The 15,571-nt window shown below is 47.9% G+C and carries 16 protein-coding genes; 8 read left to right on the forward strand and 8 right to left on the reverse strand.

Features of this window, described 5'->3' with window-relative positions:
• The first annotated feature begins 129 nt into the window (after positions 1-129).
• Genes MJB10_RS19900 through MJB10_RS19910 form a run of 3 tightly spaced genes read left to right on the forward strand, consistent with a single transcriptional unit; the run spans position 130 to position 1,329 of the window.
• Positions 130-462: a YtrH family sporulation protein gene (locus MJB10_RS19900; RefSeq protein ID WP_314797539.1), complete on the forward strand. Its 333-nt coding sequence runs from the start codon at positions 130-132 to the stop codon at positions 460-462.
• Positions 459-950 (forward strand): hypothetical protein, encoded by a 492-nt coding sequence (locus tag MJB10_RS19905; RefSeq protein WP_314797541.1) that lies wholly within the window; start codon positions 459-461, stop codon positions 948-950. Before MJB10_RS19900 ends, MJB10_RS19905 begins: the two co-directional genes overlap by 4 nt.
• A 19-nt stretch (positions 951-969) precedes the next feature.
• A complete protein-coding gene (locus MJB10_RS19910; protein ID WP_314797543.1) occupies positions 970-1,329 on the forward strand; it encodes a YtpI family protein in 360 nt (119 codons plus the stop codon).
• On the opposite strand, the gene MJB10_RS19915 is transcribed toward MJB10_RS19910, so the two are convergent.
• From MJB10_RS19915 to MJB10_RS19950, 8 genes are all read right to left on the reverse strand, one after another.
• Positions 1,326-2,654, reverse strand: coding sequence for a DRTGG domain-containing protein (locus tag MJB10_RS19915; RefSeq protein ID WP_314797545.1), 1,329 nt, complete (start codon positions 2,652-2,654; stop codon positions 1,326-1,328). The two genes, MJB10_RS19910 and MJB10_RS19915, sit on opposite strands and share 4 nt — an antisense overlap.
• Before the next feature lie 161 nt (positions 2,655-2,815).
• Positions 2,816-3,094, reverse strand: a complete 279-nt coding sequence (locus tag MJB10_RS19920) for a hypothetical protein (RefSeq protein ID WP_314797547.1) — start codon at positions 3,092-3,094, stop codon at positions 2,816-2,818.
• A gap of 98 nt (positions 3,095-3,192) precedes the next feature.
• Positions 3,193-3,921, reverse strand: coding sequence for an oxygen-insensitive NADPH nitroreductase (gene nfsA, locus MJB10_RS19925; RefSeq protein WP_314797549.1), 729 nt, complete (start codon positions 3,919-3,921; stop codon positions 3,193-3,195).
• A gap of 138 nt (positions 3,922-4,059) precedes the next feature.
• Entirely contained in the window at positions 4,060-5,877 is a 1,818-nt protein-coding gene (locus tag MJB10_RS19930) for an eCIS core domain-containing protein (RefSeq protein ID WP_314797551.1), read from the reverse strand.
• Positions 5,878-5,976: 99 nt separating this feature from the next.
• Positions 5,977-7,032, reverse strand: a complete 1,056-nt coding sequence (locus tag MJB10_RS19935; protein WP_314797553.1) for an acyltransferase — start codon at positions 7,030-7,032, stop codon at positions 5,977-5,979.
• Between the two features lie 119 nt (positions 7,033-7,151).
• Positions 7,152-7,727, reverse strand: a complete 576-nt coding sequence (locus tag MJB10_RS19940) for a ferric reductase-like transmembrane domain-containing protein (RefSeq protein WP_314797555.1) — start codon at positions 7,725-7,727, stop codon at positions 7,152-7,154.
• On the reverse strand, positions 7,724-8,719 hold the full coding sequence (locus MJB10_RS19945) for an FAD:protein FMN transferase (RefSeq protein ID WP_314797556.1): 996 nt from the start codon (positions 8,717-8,719) through the stop codon (positions 7,724-7,726). Before MJB10_RS19945 ends, MJB10_RS19940 begins: the two co-directional genes overlap by 4 nt.
• Before the next feature lie 30 nt (positions 8,720-8,749).
• Complete coding sequence (locus tag MJB10_RS19950) at positions 8,750-9,055, reverse strand: hypothetical protein (protein WP_314797558.1); 306 nt, start codon at positions 9,053-9,055, stop codon at positions 8,750-8,752.
• Between the two features lie 235 nt (positions 9,056-9,290).
• Here MJB10_RS19950 and MJB10_RS19955 point away from each other — a divergent pair, with 235 nt between their 5' ends.
• The 5 genes from MJB10_RS19955 (at position 9,291) to MJB10_RS19975 (ending at position 15,515) form a co-directional block, all read left to right on the forward strand.
• Complete coding sequence (locus tag MJB10_RS19955; protein WP_314797559.1) at positions 9,291-10,667, forward strand: YheC/YheD family endospore coat-associated protein; 1,377 nt, start codon at positions 9,291-9,293, stop codon at positions 10,665-10,667.
• Between the two features lie 8 nt (positions 10,668-10,675).
• Positions 10,676-11,809, forward strand: coding sequence for a YheC/YheD family endospore coat-associated protein (locus MJB10_RS19960; RefSeq protein WP_314797560.1), 1,134 nt, complete (start codon positions 10,676-10,678; stop codon positions 11,807-11,809).
• Between the two features lie 80 nt (positions 11,810-11,889).
• Positions 11,890-13,254, forward strand: coding sequence for a YheC/YheD family endospore coat-associated protein (locus tag MJB10_RS19965; RefSeq protein ID WP_314797561.1), 1,365 nt, complete (start codon positions 11,890-11,892; stop codon positions 13,252-13,254).
• Positions 13,254-14,384, forward strand: coding sequence for a YheC/YheD family endospore coat-associated protein (locus MJB10_RS19970; protein ID WP_314797562.1), 1,131 nt, complete (start codon positions 13,254-13,256; stop codon positions 14,382-14,384). Before MJB10_RS19965 ends, MJB10_RS19970 begins: the two co-directional genes overlap by 1 nt.
• 6 nt (positions 14,385-14,390) lie before the next feature.
• Positions 14,391-15,515 (forward strand): YheC/YheD family endospore coat-associated protein, encoded by a 1,125-nt coding sequence (locus tag MJB10_RS19975; RefSeq protein WP_314797564.1) that lies wholly within the window; start codon positions 14,391-14,393, stop codon positions 15,513-15,515.
• The last annotated feature ends 56 nt before the right edge of the window (positions 15,516-15,571 follow it).

The following is a 15,571-nucleotide window of genomic DNA, read 5'->3' on the forward strand; positions in this document are numbered from 1 at the left end:
GGTTCCCCCTTTCTCGAGTGAAATATTCCTTCTATTTTATCATATTGAGGCCAGGCAGTCCCATAGAGTAGTAAGAGAGTTTGTCCTTGGAACTCCTCTTACCTCACGTTGAAAGGAAGCGATCGGGCCATGGCTGGCTTCTGGGCAAGTATCATCATGTATTTCTGCATTGCATTTGGTGTTGTATTTGGAGGCAGTATGTTGAGCGGGATCGCCGCCGTGCTGACGTTGCAGTCTCCCACGGAGAAAATGCTGCACATTTCGGAAAGTATTAAGATTTGGGCCATGGTCGCTGCCGTCGGCGGCACGATTGATCCTATCCGCTATATTGAAAGCCATGTGGCCATTGGTCATTTGAATCCAGCCATTAAGCAAATTGTGTATATTGTCGTTGCTTTCACAGGAGCTCAATTCGGGACTGCGTTGATACAAATGATCTGCAAGGGAGGCCATCAGCCTTGAGAGTCCCTCCTTTTGCCCGATATCAGCGACTGCTTGCGAGCTTCGGCATCTTCTTATCGGGAGCGATCGTAGGGAGCGCCGTCTATATGAGCATTCATCAGCACACGTATAATGAGCTATACATTCAATTGCACAAATATATTGAAGAAAATGCTGATCTGCGAGCTGATATCGATAGCTTAAACAAGACAAAAAATAAACAAACACTAGTCAGTGTGGTGAATGTCCATCTCGTGCCAAAATCGGAAGCCGAACTCATCAGCGAGGACATTCAGAAGGAAATCGAAGGCGATGTCAAAAGCGAGTTAAAACTTGTCATCGGCCAAAAAGCAACCTTCGTGCGGGATTCGCAGCCGCTTTATGAACGGATAATCACGCAGCGCACGTATTTTCTGCATGATAAAAAATATATCGTCGAGGTCAAATCCATTGTCCTGATTCAGACTGAATTAACAATTTGGATTACAGCTCAGGAGAAAAAAACATAGGATTCCTCGATGGCGAATCTTGCAATCTCCCGTCAAAATCGCTAAAGTTAACTTTAAAATCAACGATAAGGGACGGAATATCGCTATGTTCGCCATTCAATCGATTCTTTTTATTCTTATTTGCTTACTGCTCGGCTTCACGCTTTATTACAGCGTTCGTTCGAGAAGAGAAAGTGATCCTGCCAAGCGCGGCTTATATACCGCTCGTATGAACATATGCATGGGCTTCATGCTCGTGATGATTGCGATTACGCAAATCTTCTTCTTCAGCGAATCCAGCTTCCGCCGGATCTTCGGAACCGTTCTCGTGCTGATCGGCGTCTTTAATGTGTTCGTTGGCATTCGCAACCACGGGCATTGGGATCGCCAGCTTCGCTAGATCACTTGTGCGGTCAGCATCGCTTTGGAAACCAATGTTCCCGCATGATAAATTTCTACATCGATCTTGCCAAATTTACGGCTCACCTCAATGATGGTGGGTCGTATTTCTATTTTGGAATCAATTTGAAGCGGCTTGAGGAAGTAGGTCGACATGTTATCCATGACGAGATCGCCCTTCTTATGCTCCTGCACGATGCGATAGGCGGCTTGTGTCATAAGCGTGGTTAACACGCCTTCTGAAACGGTTCCTAAATGATTGGTCATCTGCGGTGTAATCATACCGTGGAACTGCAATTTACCTCGCTCATCGCGCACTTCTTCCATCCCCGACCAGATCAAATCCTCAAAAGTCTCTCCGTTCTGCGGCTGCTTCTGGATCGACTGCATCGCCTTCAGGATATCACTGCGGTTGAGGACGCCGACAATTTTGCGATTCGTGTCCACGACAGGCAGCAGTTCAATCCCTTCCCACACCATCATATGAGCAGCAGATGCGACCGAGGTTTGCGGGGAAACGGTTAGGGGGTTGCGCGTCATTAATTTCTCCACCGTTTGCTGCAAGCTCGCGCCAACCATATCTTTCGAGGTGACGACACCGATAATGCGATTCCACTCATCGACGACTGGAAACCGGCTGTAGCCCGTATCCTCTGACATGCGCTGCCAATCCTTCAAGGTACTGTTCGCTTTCAGCGCGAAAAGGGCGGCACCTGTGGTGAGAATATCCTCCACCAGCATGATTTTCTTTTTAATCAAACGATCGTAGATGGCTCTATTAATCATGGATGCGACGGTAAATGTATCATAACTGCTGGATATAATCGGCAGCTCTAACTCGTCCGCCAACACCTTCACTTCCGTGCTCGTGTTGAAACCACCCGTAATGAGAACGCCCGCTCCTTGCTCCAATGCGCAAATATGAGCTCGATTTCGGTTACCTACGATGAGCAAGCTGCCCGCTTCAATGTAGCGCATCATCGCATCTTGCTCCATGGCGCCAATGACGAACTTGTGCAAAGTTTTGTGGAGCCCTTTGGCACCGCCAAGCACCTGTCCGTCAACCATATTCACGACTTCGGCAAACGTAAGCTTATCAATGTTCTGGCGGAGCTTCTTCTCTACACGAACGGTTCCAATCCGCTCTTTCGTTGAGACTAATCCCTGATTTTCCGCTTCCTTAATGGCACGATAGGCGGTGCCTTCGCTAACTTCCATATTTTTGGCGATTTTACGCACCGAAATCCGACTTCCTAGCTTCAGATCCTCGATATGCCGCAAAATCTGTTCATGTTTCGTTAAATGATCGACTGACTGTGTGTCCAACTGTTACACCTCACCCCTGAGATCCTGTATTACTCTGTACTACTAGTATACGCGCTCCCAGACTTAAGAACAATGAGGGCTTCCGCAAAAAAGAAAAGCATACAACCCTAGTTGGTTGCATGCTTTCATTATACCAAACATGTGTTCGATGTCAAAACGACTTACTTGCGAAATTGCAGCAGCTTTCTTCTGCCTTGAACGAGCTGCTCCATTTGCCATTTCTTCATGCGGTTGATGCGGAGCTGTTGTTTGCGTTTTTCTTCATCTACGCCAAGGATTTGATGCAAATGAGCAGCGATGATGAGCAACGCCATCACGAGCCAAATGACGCTGAACACCATCGGGAGGGAACCGACATCACGGAACTGCAGCTTTGGAATCGAGTAAAATAGCATGCCTACGGCCACGCCCATGTACAACACATTTTTGAAACCTTTCACTTCATCCACACGCCTTTCATTTAAAATGACCAAAACTCGCTCACTACGTACTACCAGTGTATGAGACAAGTTATGGGAATATGAACGTTAGGACTGTGTTATTCCATGTCAAAGCCTTGACTGCTTAGAAAGGCTTTCATATGCTTCCTAGGGCGCAACGCTTTCGCGGCCATTTCTTTGGACCAGGTCGTGTCGACCTTGCCATTGGTCCGCCGGTGCATGTAAGCGCGGATCGTCTCGTCGTACGCCGAGACGGCGCTTGGGTTGGCCGTATACCGATTCTCGTGGTATACGGCTTCTTGCGGGAGCCGCGGGCGATGCAGCGGCTCTTGGTCCGGCATGCCGATGCACATGCCGAAGACCGGGTACACGAGCTGGGGGAGACCCAGCAGCTCGGAGACATCGGCGGGCTTGTTGCGCAGCCCGCCAATGTAGCAGACGCCGAGGCCGAACGACTCGGCGGCGATCGCTGCATTTTGCGCAGCTAATGCAGCTTCGACCGTGGCAATGATGAGATTCTCCGCATTGCCTGTGATGGGTGTGTCACCGTGGCGGTGAGCCGCTTCCGCGTAACGGTGCAGGTCTGCGCACCAGACGAGGAACAGCGGACACTCGCTGACGTAAGCTTGCTGGCCGGCTAGCTCGGCTAGCTGGCTTTTCAATGCAGCGTCGGTGATGTGAATCACACTGTAAGCCTGCATATTGCTCGATGTGGAGGCCGCCTGCGCGGCACTCAGTATGGCCTCGCGCTGTTCACGGCTGAAAGGCACATCCTTGAATTTACGGATGGAGCGATGTTGAAGCAGGAGGTTGATGACATCATTCATAGACAGACCACGTCCTTCATTTTTTATCAGTATGAAAAAAATAATAACCCTTTCGTCCATTCTCGTCACTTTTTTATAAATAATCCAAAAAAATCGCCAACCACCTGCTCAACAGGCAAGTCTGGCGATCTTCTTCATTCATGACACTGTTTTAGCCATCAACGCATCATAAAGCTCCTTAGGCAAGTAACTGGATGTCGCCGTTCCAGCTTTCTCGAGATACTGGTACAAGGAGTCCAATTTGGCGTCCGGTTTCAGTTTTTTACTGCCCATTAAGCCATTTGCAATGGTTAGTTTCGTGCCTTCTATTTTCACACATGGGATACTGTCCTCATAACCTTTGACTTTAAACATTGGCTTCTTACCCTCTACTTTGGTAATGAGGTCATTATCAATCGGGATTTCACTTTCTTTATCTCCTTTGGCTGTCACGGTAACGCTCAATTCGCTAAGCGCAGTAACAAGAGCCTTGGTGCTTGCTTTTGGGATAACGGATTGCGATTTTTCGATCGGGATATAACCCGTCGTACTTTTCGTTTGCAGCTCCATAGACTCGCCATTGAATTTATATCCATCGGAAGAATTGGTGATCTGATCATACTTTTTGCCTGAACCTAGTTCATCCAAGCCCAATTTAAAGAAGGAATACCCCAGAATATGGTCGCGATTCAGATCCGTGTCCTTGGAAAGCTCAACTAGCGTAGCAAGGGAACCTACTTCTGTCCATTTGCTGGCGTCGAAAACATTCGGCACTTCGTTTTTAGTAATATCCAGGATCGCTTTCATATTTCTCTGAAGCTCGTCTATGCCAACCGATGAACCCAATTTATCGCCCAATGTTGTCAATTTATTAAAGTTCTCCGTGGACAAATTGCCAAAATATTTGCCATCGAAATCGGTGCCGTCTTTTTTCTTGGAAGGTTCTGCGCGAATGGACGTATTCGGTCCCATAAATTGATTGCCGCCCTGCCATTCGACGAATGATTTGCGCACATCCCCAAGTCTGATACTATGAACTTCTTCGTCGTTCGGTCTGCTTTTATCCAATAAGATCTGTCTGTACTCTTCCCTTTTCTCATCGGAATCTGCCACATTAACTTTCAAATTATCTAACATGCCTTTCGTAAGCTTAGCCGGGACTGCATGGACTAAGACATCCGTATAGGGGGTACCCCTTCCTTCTTTTTCTTCTTCTTTCAATCTTTCTAAGGCGCCTTCCAATTTGGAGTGAGCCACAATGTGATGGGCGGTCAAATCCCACCCTCCGTGTGTTCCTCCCTGGGCATAAGGATTCTCTCCGCGCAGCTGAACGACACTCGCTCCCCCATGCCCACTGGCACTAGCCATAGCGGTATCCGCAGACTTGAGCTGCATCGCTTTCGCACCCATTTGATCGGCTTCATGTTCTAGCCCTGCATCATCATTAATATGTACATCCTTGTTCATTTGAAGGGTCGGTTTGACCCGACCTTGCTTCTGCTGCGCAACATGCCAAGCCTCATGCGGCAAATGCTGCTCTTGACCAGGGCCAACGTGAATATCCGTGCCTTGCGCATAAGCAAGAGCTTGCAGTTCTGCGGGTCTCGACGAATTGTAATGTACCTTCACATCATCCAATGAATAGCCAGAGAGACTTTCGACACCACTCTTTAGCTGGTCGGGCAATCCCGTCTTATTCTGTACGCGTTGAATCGGCTGGTCAGATTGGGAACGAGATTTTACCCATTGCTCTGTCGCCCGATTTCCGTACATTTGCTGGAGCTGCATAATGTTCGAGGGCATGACGGGTGAAGAAGGTTGACTTAGCACCATCTGCAATGGTGCTGTGCCATTATGTTGAAGGGATGAGCTTTCCTTCGGTTGTGAGTTCTGATTATTCTTCTCCTTGCTTTTATGTGATGAATTCGAATGCAATACGGACAAGGTATCACGACCTTTCAGTGAGCGTTTTTCCATTATATTCATTATTTTTCGACATAACCTGGAAAAAACCTTCTCTCATTCGACAGAGTAAAAACAAAAAAGACCCAGCCACCCTCGGCCAGGTCATCTGTCTTATTTCAACAATAGCTTTCTTCCCTTACGATACAACAAGGTCAGTATCCAAGGAATCGCCACAATCAGTACAAACACGATGCCATTATACACATTAAACATCAAGATCGATCCAGGCATATGAACCTTGTATTTCCAGTAGGAAAGCAAGGCTGGATGCATGAGGTAAACGCCAAAGGAAACCGAGCCGAGCGACACGAAGAAACGGCCCACCCGCTTCCATTTTAATAATACCTCTTTGGCCATCCAAATCAGGCTCACACCGATGCCAACACTATACAGCACCCAAGCAATCTCAAACCACGTGTTCTCGATGCTGTGCCCCTTCGAGGCCGCAATGTAGAGTCCCGCGTAAAGAATTCCACATAGTATCGAGGCAGGAATGATCCAACCTTTGTGACGCTCCAGCCACGCTCGGAAGTTCGTATAATTCAAACCAATGGCTCCGCCAATGAGGAAGAAGCCGAAATACGTGATACAAAGCTCTGGCTTATGATCGATAGGCCCAATCCAATGACTGTAGCAGTAAACGCCTGCTTGGACGGCCAACCCCCAGAGAGCGAGCGTTTTACGGAACCAATCGGCGCTTTTCACCGCCCACATCAGGAGTGGGAACAAGAGGTAGAACTGTACAATGATAATCATAAAGTACAAGTGATAGCCGGAATCCGCCCATTTTAACTGCTCCAGGAATACGTCCAGCTCTACTTTCAAGGGATGCTCCGGCGTCCATAGCCATGGATTATATATATAGTAGAAAAACGACCAGATAATATAAGGAACAAGCACTTGTCGAACACGCTTCCAATAGAATATGCCCGCCTGCTTCGCACTCCATTTATCCTCATAAATATAGAAGAGCACGATGCCACTTAGAAAAATAAATACGGGCACAGCGAAATAACTTATTTTGTTCAGAAATAAAATGAATAACTGGGTGCTGCTGCCTTTCAAAGCTGGATCTACCGTCCAATCGGCTGTCACATGGATTAAAACAACCGCAAGGATAGAGATCGCTCTGACAATATCGAGTTCCGTAATTTTTGCTTTTGCCATGGGGAATCCCAATCCTCTTTTCTTAATAAATACCTTTCTACTATAGTCATTTTCGACATGTTTCGCAATAAGCATGAACGAAAAAGAGCCCCGATCTACCTGAGATCAAGGACTCTTCCTTAAAGCTGCTTCGATACATGTACAGACTTCAGTTGCCGTTTGCGAGGAACCATGAGAAACCTCGCCGCGGTTAACACGATCAAGATGAGAACCGTAGCCCCATACATAAAAGAAACCCAGCCAAGCTTACTATCCGAACCGAGCAGAAAACCGTGACAAACACACAAGATATAAATGGGATACGATAAAAAATGGAAGGCTAACCACACTTTACGTTTCAGCATATTTCGAATGTCTGTGGTAAATAACACCAACAGCAAGCCGTAGAGGGCTAGTGTGCCAATCCCATTGAGAATCGGGTTATGTTTGGCCGAAAATGGGAGGACTAACTCTGCCCAATCGAAGGGCATAAACGTATCTATAATAAGCAGAACCGTGTGAAGCAGCGCCAAGCCCGTTCCCGTTATATTCGCGAACTTGTGCCAGCGAAGCATTTGTGCTTTCCTGGCCCCTTTCCACTGCGGATAACTGTAAAGTATACCGAGTGCCATACCCAAGAACAACACGATATAGGCCGACATTCCAAAGACGCGTATCAACATCCATGTCGGCAATGACACGAAGAAATCAATCATAGCTCTTTCACTCCTTCCAAACCCGACCAATGCATCGCATTCGTCGTTCTCTGCCCTTTCACTACACATATTTCTCCACTCGCTTGATAAAGCAGTGCTTCCATCCCTTGTGCCCGCTGCCGAAACAGCGGCACGCCTTCATCTGTCCCAAGCATACAGAGTACTTTGGCCCACACTTCACAGGCGACGAGATCGGGACCAACGACCGTGGTTTGTACCACATCCGATTGACTGGGGCGCATTGATCGCGTATCGATCAAATGATGCATCTCCCCCTCACGCGTAACCCAGCGCCTGCGTCGTGTGCTCGATGTGGCAACACCGCCGGCACGTAGATGAACACACACCTCTTGAGCGGATTTCTTTATATCTGGATGGTTATCGGGACTGTCGATGCCGACGATCCAAGGCTCTCGCTCGGAGGAACCGCCCCACACCTCGACATCGCCGCCTGCATGAATCAAGCCTCTGGGTACTTGCTCGGTGTGACGCAGATTAGCAGCCGCTTGCTGCGCCGTCCAGCTCTTTACGATGCCTCCGAAATCAAGCTGATGGTGATCTGGCATGCGGAAAGATTTCATTTTAGCATCGATGTTTAACACGGGCATAAGTTGATCAAGGGCTCCAGCCCTCAGATCAAGCTCATGAGAATCGAATTGCGATCCCCTAGCCATCAACGTCTCGAATGACTGCGTATATCCCGCTCGTTGCAACGCATGTCCAACGCTGATGTTAAATGCTCCGTTTGTCAGCGCTTGATAATGTTGCGCAGCCTCTAAAACTTCCAGCATTTCGCTGGAAACAATACAAAGCTGACCGCTATGTGTATTGAGATATGAGCACTCGCTCGTCGGTAGAAACCGGCTAAAACGCTGCTCTGCGCCCCAAAATGCTTCTAAAATTGGTGTTTCCAGCGTGGCTATTGATGCTGGCGATTCTAAGAGCACCTGAATATCTGAATTCATCGCTCGAAAAGTGAGCTCATGGAACATGGGGCACCTCCTTCCTATCCGCTTCTCCGGTTAAGATGCATGACTTCTGGTATGAGACTGCGTAGGCGAGACCGTTCCGCTAGACGAGTTCAATGAGTCTCGACTGCTTCCTCTACGCTCAATTTTTTCGGAGCCGTTAGTCATAGGACGAACCCGTGGCACACTTTCGGTCATAGCGGATGCAACTTTCGGTGTATTCGTCAACTTGGAGGCTGCAGCCTCACGAACAGCTTTCAAGAATTGGGGACTGTCCTTCACTTCCTGAAATAAATACACCACCACAAGTAAGATGACGAATCCAATCTGCCATTTCGTCCATTTGGAAATTACTTTCATCGCGGCTTCACCCCATCTCTATCAATCTGAATCTATGTTCATTATACGTGCGAATAAGCCTAAAAGCCTGAGAAACATCTAAATGATAGCTGAATATTTCCTGAAGTTAGGTCTGAAGATTGGGCGCAATCGGCCATATGCCTAGGAACCAAGGGAAATATGTCCTCATATGATGGAGTAGTTTACTTTGCTTAAGCAGCAATGCCATTTCAGATGCTGGAAGGAGTGTTCACGATTGATCAGGACGAAAGTTGGCGTATCCATTCAAAGCACCAGCATCTATTTGGATGATCGGACCGTTGTGCTAAGTGAAGCCATTGCAAAGAAATTGAAAGTTCCGTCCCATCAAACGATCACGATGCGATTTGGCTCATCGCAGCAGGAAGGCAAAGTGATTGTCGCTGCAGTGCCTGGCAGTCTTCGTATAGATCCTGACTTTGCTTCCAGAATAGGGCTGCACCAAGGGGCTCGGCTTAATCTCCACTACAAACCGCAAGTGAATACGCTCTCGATTGGACCGCTAATAGGCGTCATGATTAGTCGCGTAAACACGAGTTCCCCTAGCAAGCCATTTGGGGCGATGACGACTTTTTGCAAAGAGTTGACGACGGCTAGTGAGCGATTTGGGGCTCTTGTCTGCTTTTTCCCGCCAAAAGAAATGCATCCCAATGCACAAACAATTGACGCCTATTCGTATGTCGATGGTTCATGGAGTAAGAGAACGTTCCCGATACCCAATGTGATCTACAACCGTCTTACTTCACGTAAGTACGAGAACATGCCCAATGTTCAGCAATTTATGAAAGATGTGAAATCTCGCTATGGGACGGTCATTTTCAATGAGAAATATTTAAACAAGACGGAAGTGTTTGATGCGTTGCGCAAAGACAGCTCTTTGCATACCTACTTGCCCGAATCGCATCTGTTCAAAAATTTCCAAATGTTAAAAACAATGGCTGCGCGCCATCCCGTTTTATTTCTTAAACCGATAACAGGCAGCCTCGGCAATGGCATCATTCGGATTCGAAGAGAAGGTGAAGAAACGTACTCTACGCACGTCACGAGTCTTGCTGGTGTTCGCAGACAAACGTACCCGTCTCTCTTATCGGCGTTTCAGTCCATCGCAGGAAAGCTCAAAACACAGCGTTTTCAGCTCCAGCAAGGCCTTGATCTGATCACAACAGAAGGAAACCCCATTGATTTCCGTGCGCTCGTTCAACGAGGCGAGACGGGACAATGGGAGATTACGTCGATCGTCGGCCGCATCGCAGGTTCGCAGCATTTTGTCTCTAACCTCGCCCGCGGCGGCAGCCTCTCAACCGTTCCTGAAGCTCTAGCCAAAGCTTCCTTCTCCCTGCCGACGCGTAAAGTGATTATCCAACGGCTGCGCAAAGCCTCTTTGGATATCGCCAAAGGCATTGAAACGCAAATCCCTTTCCATTTTGGAGAGCTCGGGATTGATCTTGCTGTTGACCGATCCGGTCGTGTATGGCTGTTGGAAGTCAATTCCAAACCGTCTAAGGATGATAATACAGCCCTCAATAATGATAACAAAATAAGGCCGTCTGTCCGGCAATTAGTGAAATACGCTCGTTATTTAGCGAAGTTCTGAGGTGACTAATGTTTCTACAAACACATCGCCCCTTGTTGGGGATTATGGTGACCGAATTACAAAGAGAACTGCCCTTTGCTAGTTCGAGCTTCTATCAGAACTTAACCATTTGCGGCAGGAAACAAGGGATTGATGTGTTTGTTTTCTCACCGAATCGCATTAACTGGGGGCTAGGCATGGTTCGAGGTTATTGCTATGAACCCGCAACTCAGGCATGGACCGCGAAAATGCTTCCGCTTCCTACGTTGGTCTATGATCGCTGCTTCTTCGCTACGAAACAAAGCTATCTTCACTATCAACACCATGTCCGCAAGCTGCGAGATCACCCTTCCGTTCGGTTCCTTGGCTATGGATTAAGCGGCAAATGGGAAGTCGGTCAGATTTTGCAAAAAGACCCTGCCTTGCAGAAGTTCCTCCCCAAAACTTACCAGCTAAAGGATCGGCAACTTCTTGATCATTGGTTTGGGCAGCATACCGATGCTTTCTTGAAGCCGCAAGGCGGCAGTCAAGGCATAGGTGCAATGCATCTTCGCAAACACGGCAACACCTTTCATATCCAAGGACGAGATGGGCGCAATCAGCCCTTTGAACATGATTGCATAGATGAGGATTCCTGTTGGGCTTGGCTGAAGAAACAAATTGGATCACGTCCCTACTTGCTGCAACAATATCTGACTCTTCAAACCATGGATGGCATGGCCTATGATGTGAGATCTCTCGTGCAGAAAAACGGTAAAGGCACTTGGGAGATTACCGGTATGGCCGTTCGGATGGGCAAACGCGGAAGCATTACCTCCAACCTGCATGGCGGCGGCTCCACAGAGGAGGCGACGACGTTTCTCACCAGTCAATTCGGTGCAGAGCGAACGAACGAGTTGATGGAAACCATGACGAGAATATCCCGTTCCATGCCTTCGCATCTCGAAGCGTACCACGGTCGGCTTGTCGAGCTGGGGATTGATTTCGGTATCGATACCAGCGGTCGCATCTGGATTCTGGAGGTCAACTCGAAACCAGGCAGAACTATTTTTGCCCGTTTAGGTAACGAACGCGCACGAATCAAATCCATTGCGAATCCAATACAATATGCTGGTTTTTTGCTAAACAAACAGCTGAGCGTTAGCAGGCTTAGCCCTGTTTGAATATGCACTAGGGGGCAGCACATCTCTGCCTGTCTCGATAAGGGCAGCCCCTAGGGTAACAAGTTTAGGAGGGTAACCTAATGAGTTTGACATCGTGTATGCTCCACGCCGTGCAGCGAACAGATAGATCGGTGTACTTAACGAGTGATCTTGCCAAAGCTTTACGGTTAACCGGGAACAAAACAATAGCTGTAAAGGTTGGCAGTAAAAGCACAACGTTGCCGCTCCGTCTGATCAAAAAAAGTGGTCAGCATATGTACATCCCGCTTACGCTAATGGCTTCTCTACGCATCCCGCGAACAGGGAATGTGTTAGTTGCTGCAACGGCAAATAAAGAGCTTCGCATCGGTCCCGTCATCGGTATTTTGACCAATGTAGAAGGAAGTACATCGCCTTTCGGCAGTAAGACTGGCTTCATCCGACAAGTGATCAACGCATCCTCCAATCGCTCCTTCAGCTTCGCTTTCTCACCAAGAAGCGTGAACTGGGTCGATGAAACCGTAACAGGACTCATCCCCAAAGAAGGTGGAGGTTGGATGCGCAAAACGTTTCCTCTGCCAGACGTCATCTACAATCGCCTCTCAAGCCGGGCTGCGGACAAATCTGCGAGCATGGAGAGCTTCAAAAGTCGTTTCGTCCGTCGAGGCGTCCCTCTTTTTAACTGGAGTTTCTTTGACAAATGGGACGTTTATAAAATGTTAGACGGTGATGAGGCTTTTAAATTTGTTCCCGAATCTCGGATCGATCCTACGCCAGAAAACATTAAGGAAATGCTGGATAAACATAAGTTTATTTATTTGAAACCAACGGCGGGCAGCCTGGGAATTGGTATTTATCGTGTCACGTACAATCCAAAACGAGGTTATTTCGTGCGTTTTCGGAAGGGAAACCGTAATGTCCTGATTCGGTATTCAAAATTCGAAGGGCTAATGCAAATGCTAGGAACTGGGCGAGGGCGTCTCGCCAGGTATGTTGCACAGCAAGGCATCAGGCTCATTGAGATTGACAATTGTCCGATTGATTTCCGCTTCCACCTGACGAAAAACGGGAACAACCAATGGGTTGTCGGGGCAATTGGCGCCAAGAAATCAGGTAAAGGCAGCGTCACTACGCATATTCGCAATGGCGGACAGTTGATGACACCGGAGCAGGTTCTCCGGCTTGTGTATGGGGGCCGTGCAGAAGAAATACTCGAAAACGCCAAAGAAACGGCGATTAAGCTGGCCGAAGGCATTGAGAAAAATTACGATCATTTACTCGGCGAGCTCGGCTTCGATATCGGTATTGACCAGAATGAAAACGTATGGATGTTCGAGGCGAATGCCAAGCCAGGACGATCCATTTTCAAACACCCGTCCCTCAAAGACGGGGATGCTGCGACCATCCAAAACGTCTATGAGCATTGTCTCTATTTAGCCCGCTTCCGCACAAGGAGGGAGAACTAATGAGTTTTACCCTTCACACGACCAAACATCGCCCCACATTAGCCATTCTTACCGTAAAAGACAGTTCTCGCGTTTTTCGCGGCAACTTAAACAACTTTCTAGATTTGATCAGAACGGGTGAACGATACGGGCTTGACGTTTATGTGGTAACAGCCAAAGATTTTCAAATCTCGAGTACCGAAATGTATGGCTATCGCTTTCACGAGGGAACCAAACAATGGAGCAGGGAACTTGTTCCCGCTCCTCAAGTCGTGTATAACCGTATTCCGTATCGAAAAATGGAGATGAGACCCGAGGTTCAGCAAACCATACAGGCCTGTAGACGCAGCACAAGTATTCATTTCTTCAACCCTTCCTTTTTCAATAAATGGACGCTCTACAGCTGGTTAAACAATGCCAAAGAAAGTAAATCCTTTATTCCAGATACGAAGCAACTGAGCGACGCATCCGTCCTTTCCAATTCACTGGAAAAACACGCGGTTCTCTACTTGAAGCCAGAGAGAGGCAAGGCGGGCAAGGGCATCATGCGTGTGGAACGCATTACAGCCAAAAACAGCAATCAGTTATCCTACTGCCTCAGCTATCTGCAGGATAAAAAAATGGTGCACACCTACCATGACTCGCCGAATGAGGTCTGGGATGAATGGAATCGGCATCGCATTGATCAAGAATACATCGTGCAGCAAGGTATTGCGCTTGCAAGATACAATGAACGAGCCTATGATCTTCGTGCATTGGTGCAGAAGACGGGCAAGGGCCTTTGGAGCGTATCAGGGATCGGCGCACGTGTCGCGGGAAAAGCTAGCATAACTACGCATGTGCCGCGCGGCGGCTCCATTGATGATCCTCGCAAGCTGTTAACGCATGCTTTTGGATTAAGGGAAGCGAATGCCATTCTAAAGCGCGTAGGGGCTGCCGTGATCACGATCGCAACCCAAATTGAGAAATCAGCGGGCGCCACACTCGGCGAAATGTCGATGGATATCGGTGTGGACACGTCAGGTCATATCTGGTTTTTTGAAGCAAATTCGAAGCCCATGAAATTCGACGAACCCAAAATTCGCCGAAAATCGCTTGATCGCATTATCCAATACAGCCTGCATTTGATTAATAATCGGAGAAGAAGGTGATTATGCTTGGCTCACGAACGACTAGGCGTACTCGCTATTTATTTAAACAATTCTCGACTGGAAGAACTTGCGTATTTCAAAACATTAAGTAAAGAAGGCCAGAAAATAGGCATTCAAGTGGAAGTGTTTACTCCTTCGGATGTACAGGGGAACACGGTTCGGACGATCTCCTTTGATGCGACAAGAGGAAGATGGGTGCGCAAAAAAGGAACACTACCGCCCATCATTTATGACCGCTGCCGCTATAAAGCTGCCGCGAATTATCGTATGCTTCAAGCTTTCCGATCTCGACATGATAATCTCATTTATTTGAGCAAACCTTTGGCGAATAAGTGGAACATGCACCAAACGCTTTCAAAAAGCTCATCCATTCGCCCTTATTTACCTGCAACGGTCCGATTCAGCACAATCCAAGAACTCATGCGGTTCTTGAAGAAATATAAATTGATTTATGTCAAACCGAAGAATGGAACTGGGGGAAGAGGGATCTTGCGCATTGAGCAAATAGGCCCTGACCTCTATTTATTGCAAGGTCGTAATCAGCACCGCTCCATCATCGCACCGTACAAAGCCAATGAACGGCAATTAGCAATTAAGCTGCATTCGCTCGGCTTAAGTCCCGATTATGTTGTGCAGCAAGGCATTCACCTCACGCTTAACGATGGACGCGTCCATGACTATCGCTTACTCATTCAGAAGAACGGGCAAGGCGAATGGGAGGTCACAGGCTGCGCAGGCCGAATAGGACCGCATCGCAGCATCACCTCCAATCTGCATGGGGGCGGAACTGCTGTAACGCAAGATCGATTACTCGGCTACCGCTTCACTTCCCAAGAGAAGATCAACGCCATCAAGGCAGAGATGAGCGACTTCGCCTATAAGCTTGCAGACTATTTAGAACTGAAATTCGGCAAACTGTGTGAATTGGGTATGGATATCGCCGTTGATCCGAAAGGCAGTGTTTGGCTGCTGGAAGTCAACCCGAAGCCTTCACGTGAAGTGTTTCGCCGAATCGGCCAACATGCGGTTTACCAGAAAGCCGTTTCCAGACCTGTCGAATATGCCCTATGGATGCTAAAGCAACGCGGTACAATCTCGGAAGACTTGACGCCTAGCATAGAACACAATTAAAAAAACCTGAGCAATCGAAGTGGGTTGAACCACCTCTGTTGCTCAGGTTTTTTATG

It is taken from the genome of Paenibacillus sp. MBLB1832, from assembly GCF_032271945.1.
Taxonomy (GTDB): domain Bacteria; phylum Bacillota; class Bacilli; order Paenibacillales; family NBRC-103111; genus Paenibacillus_E; species Paenibacillus_E roseopurpureus.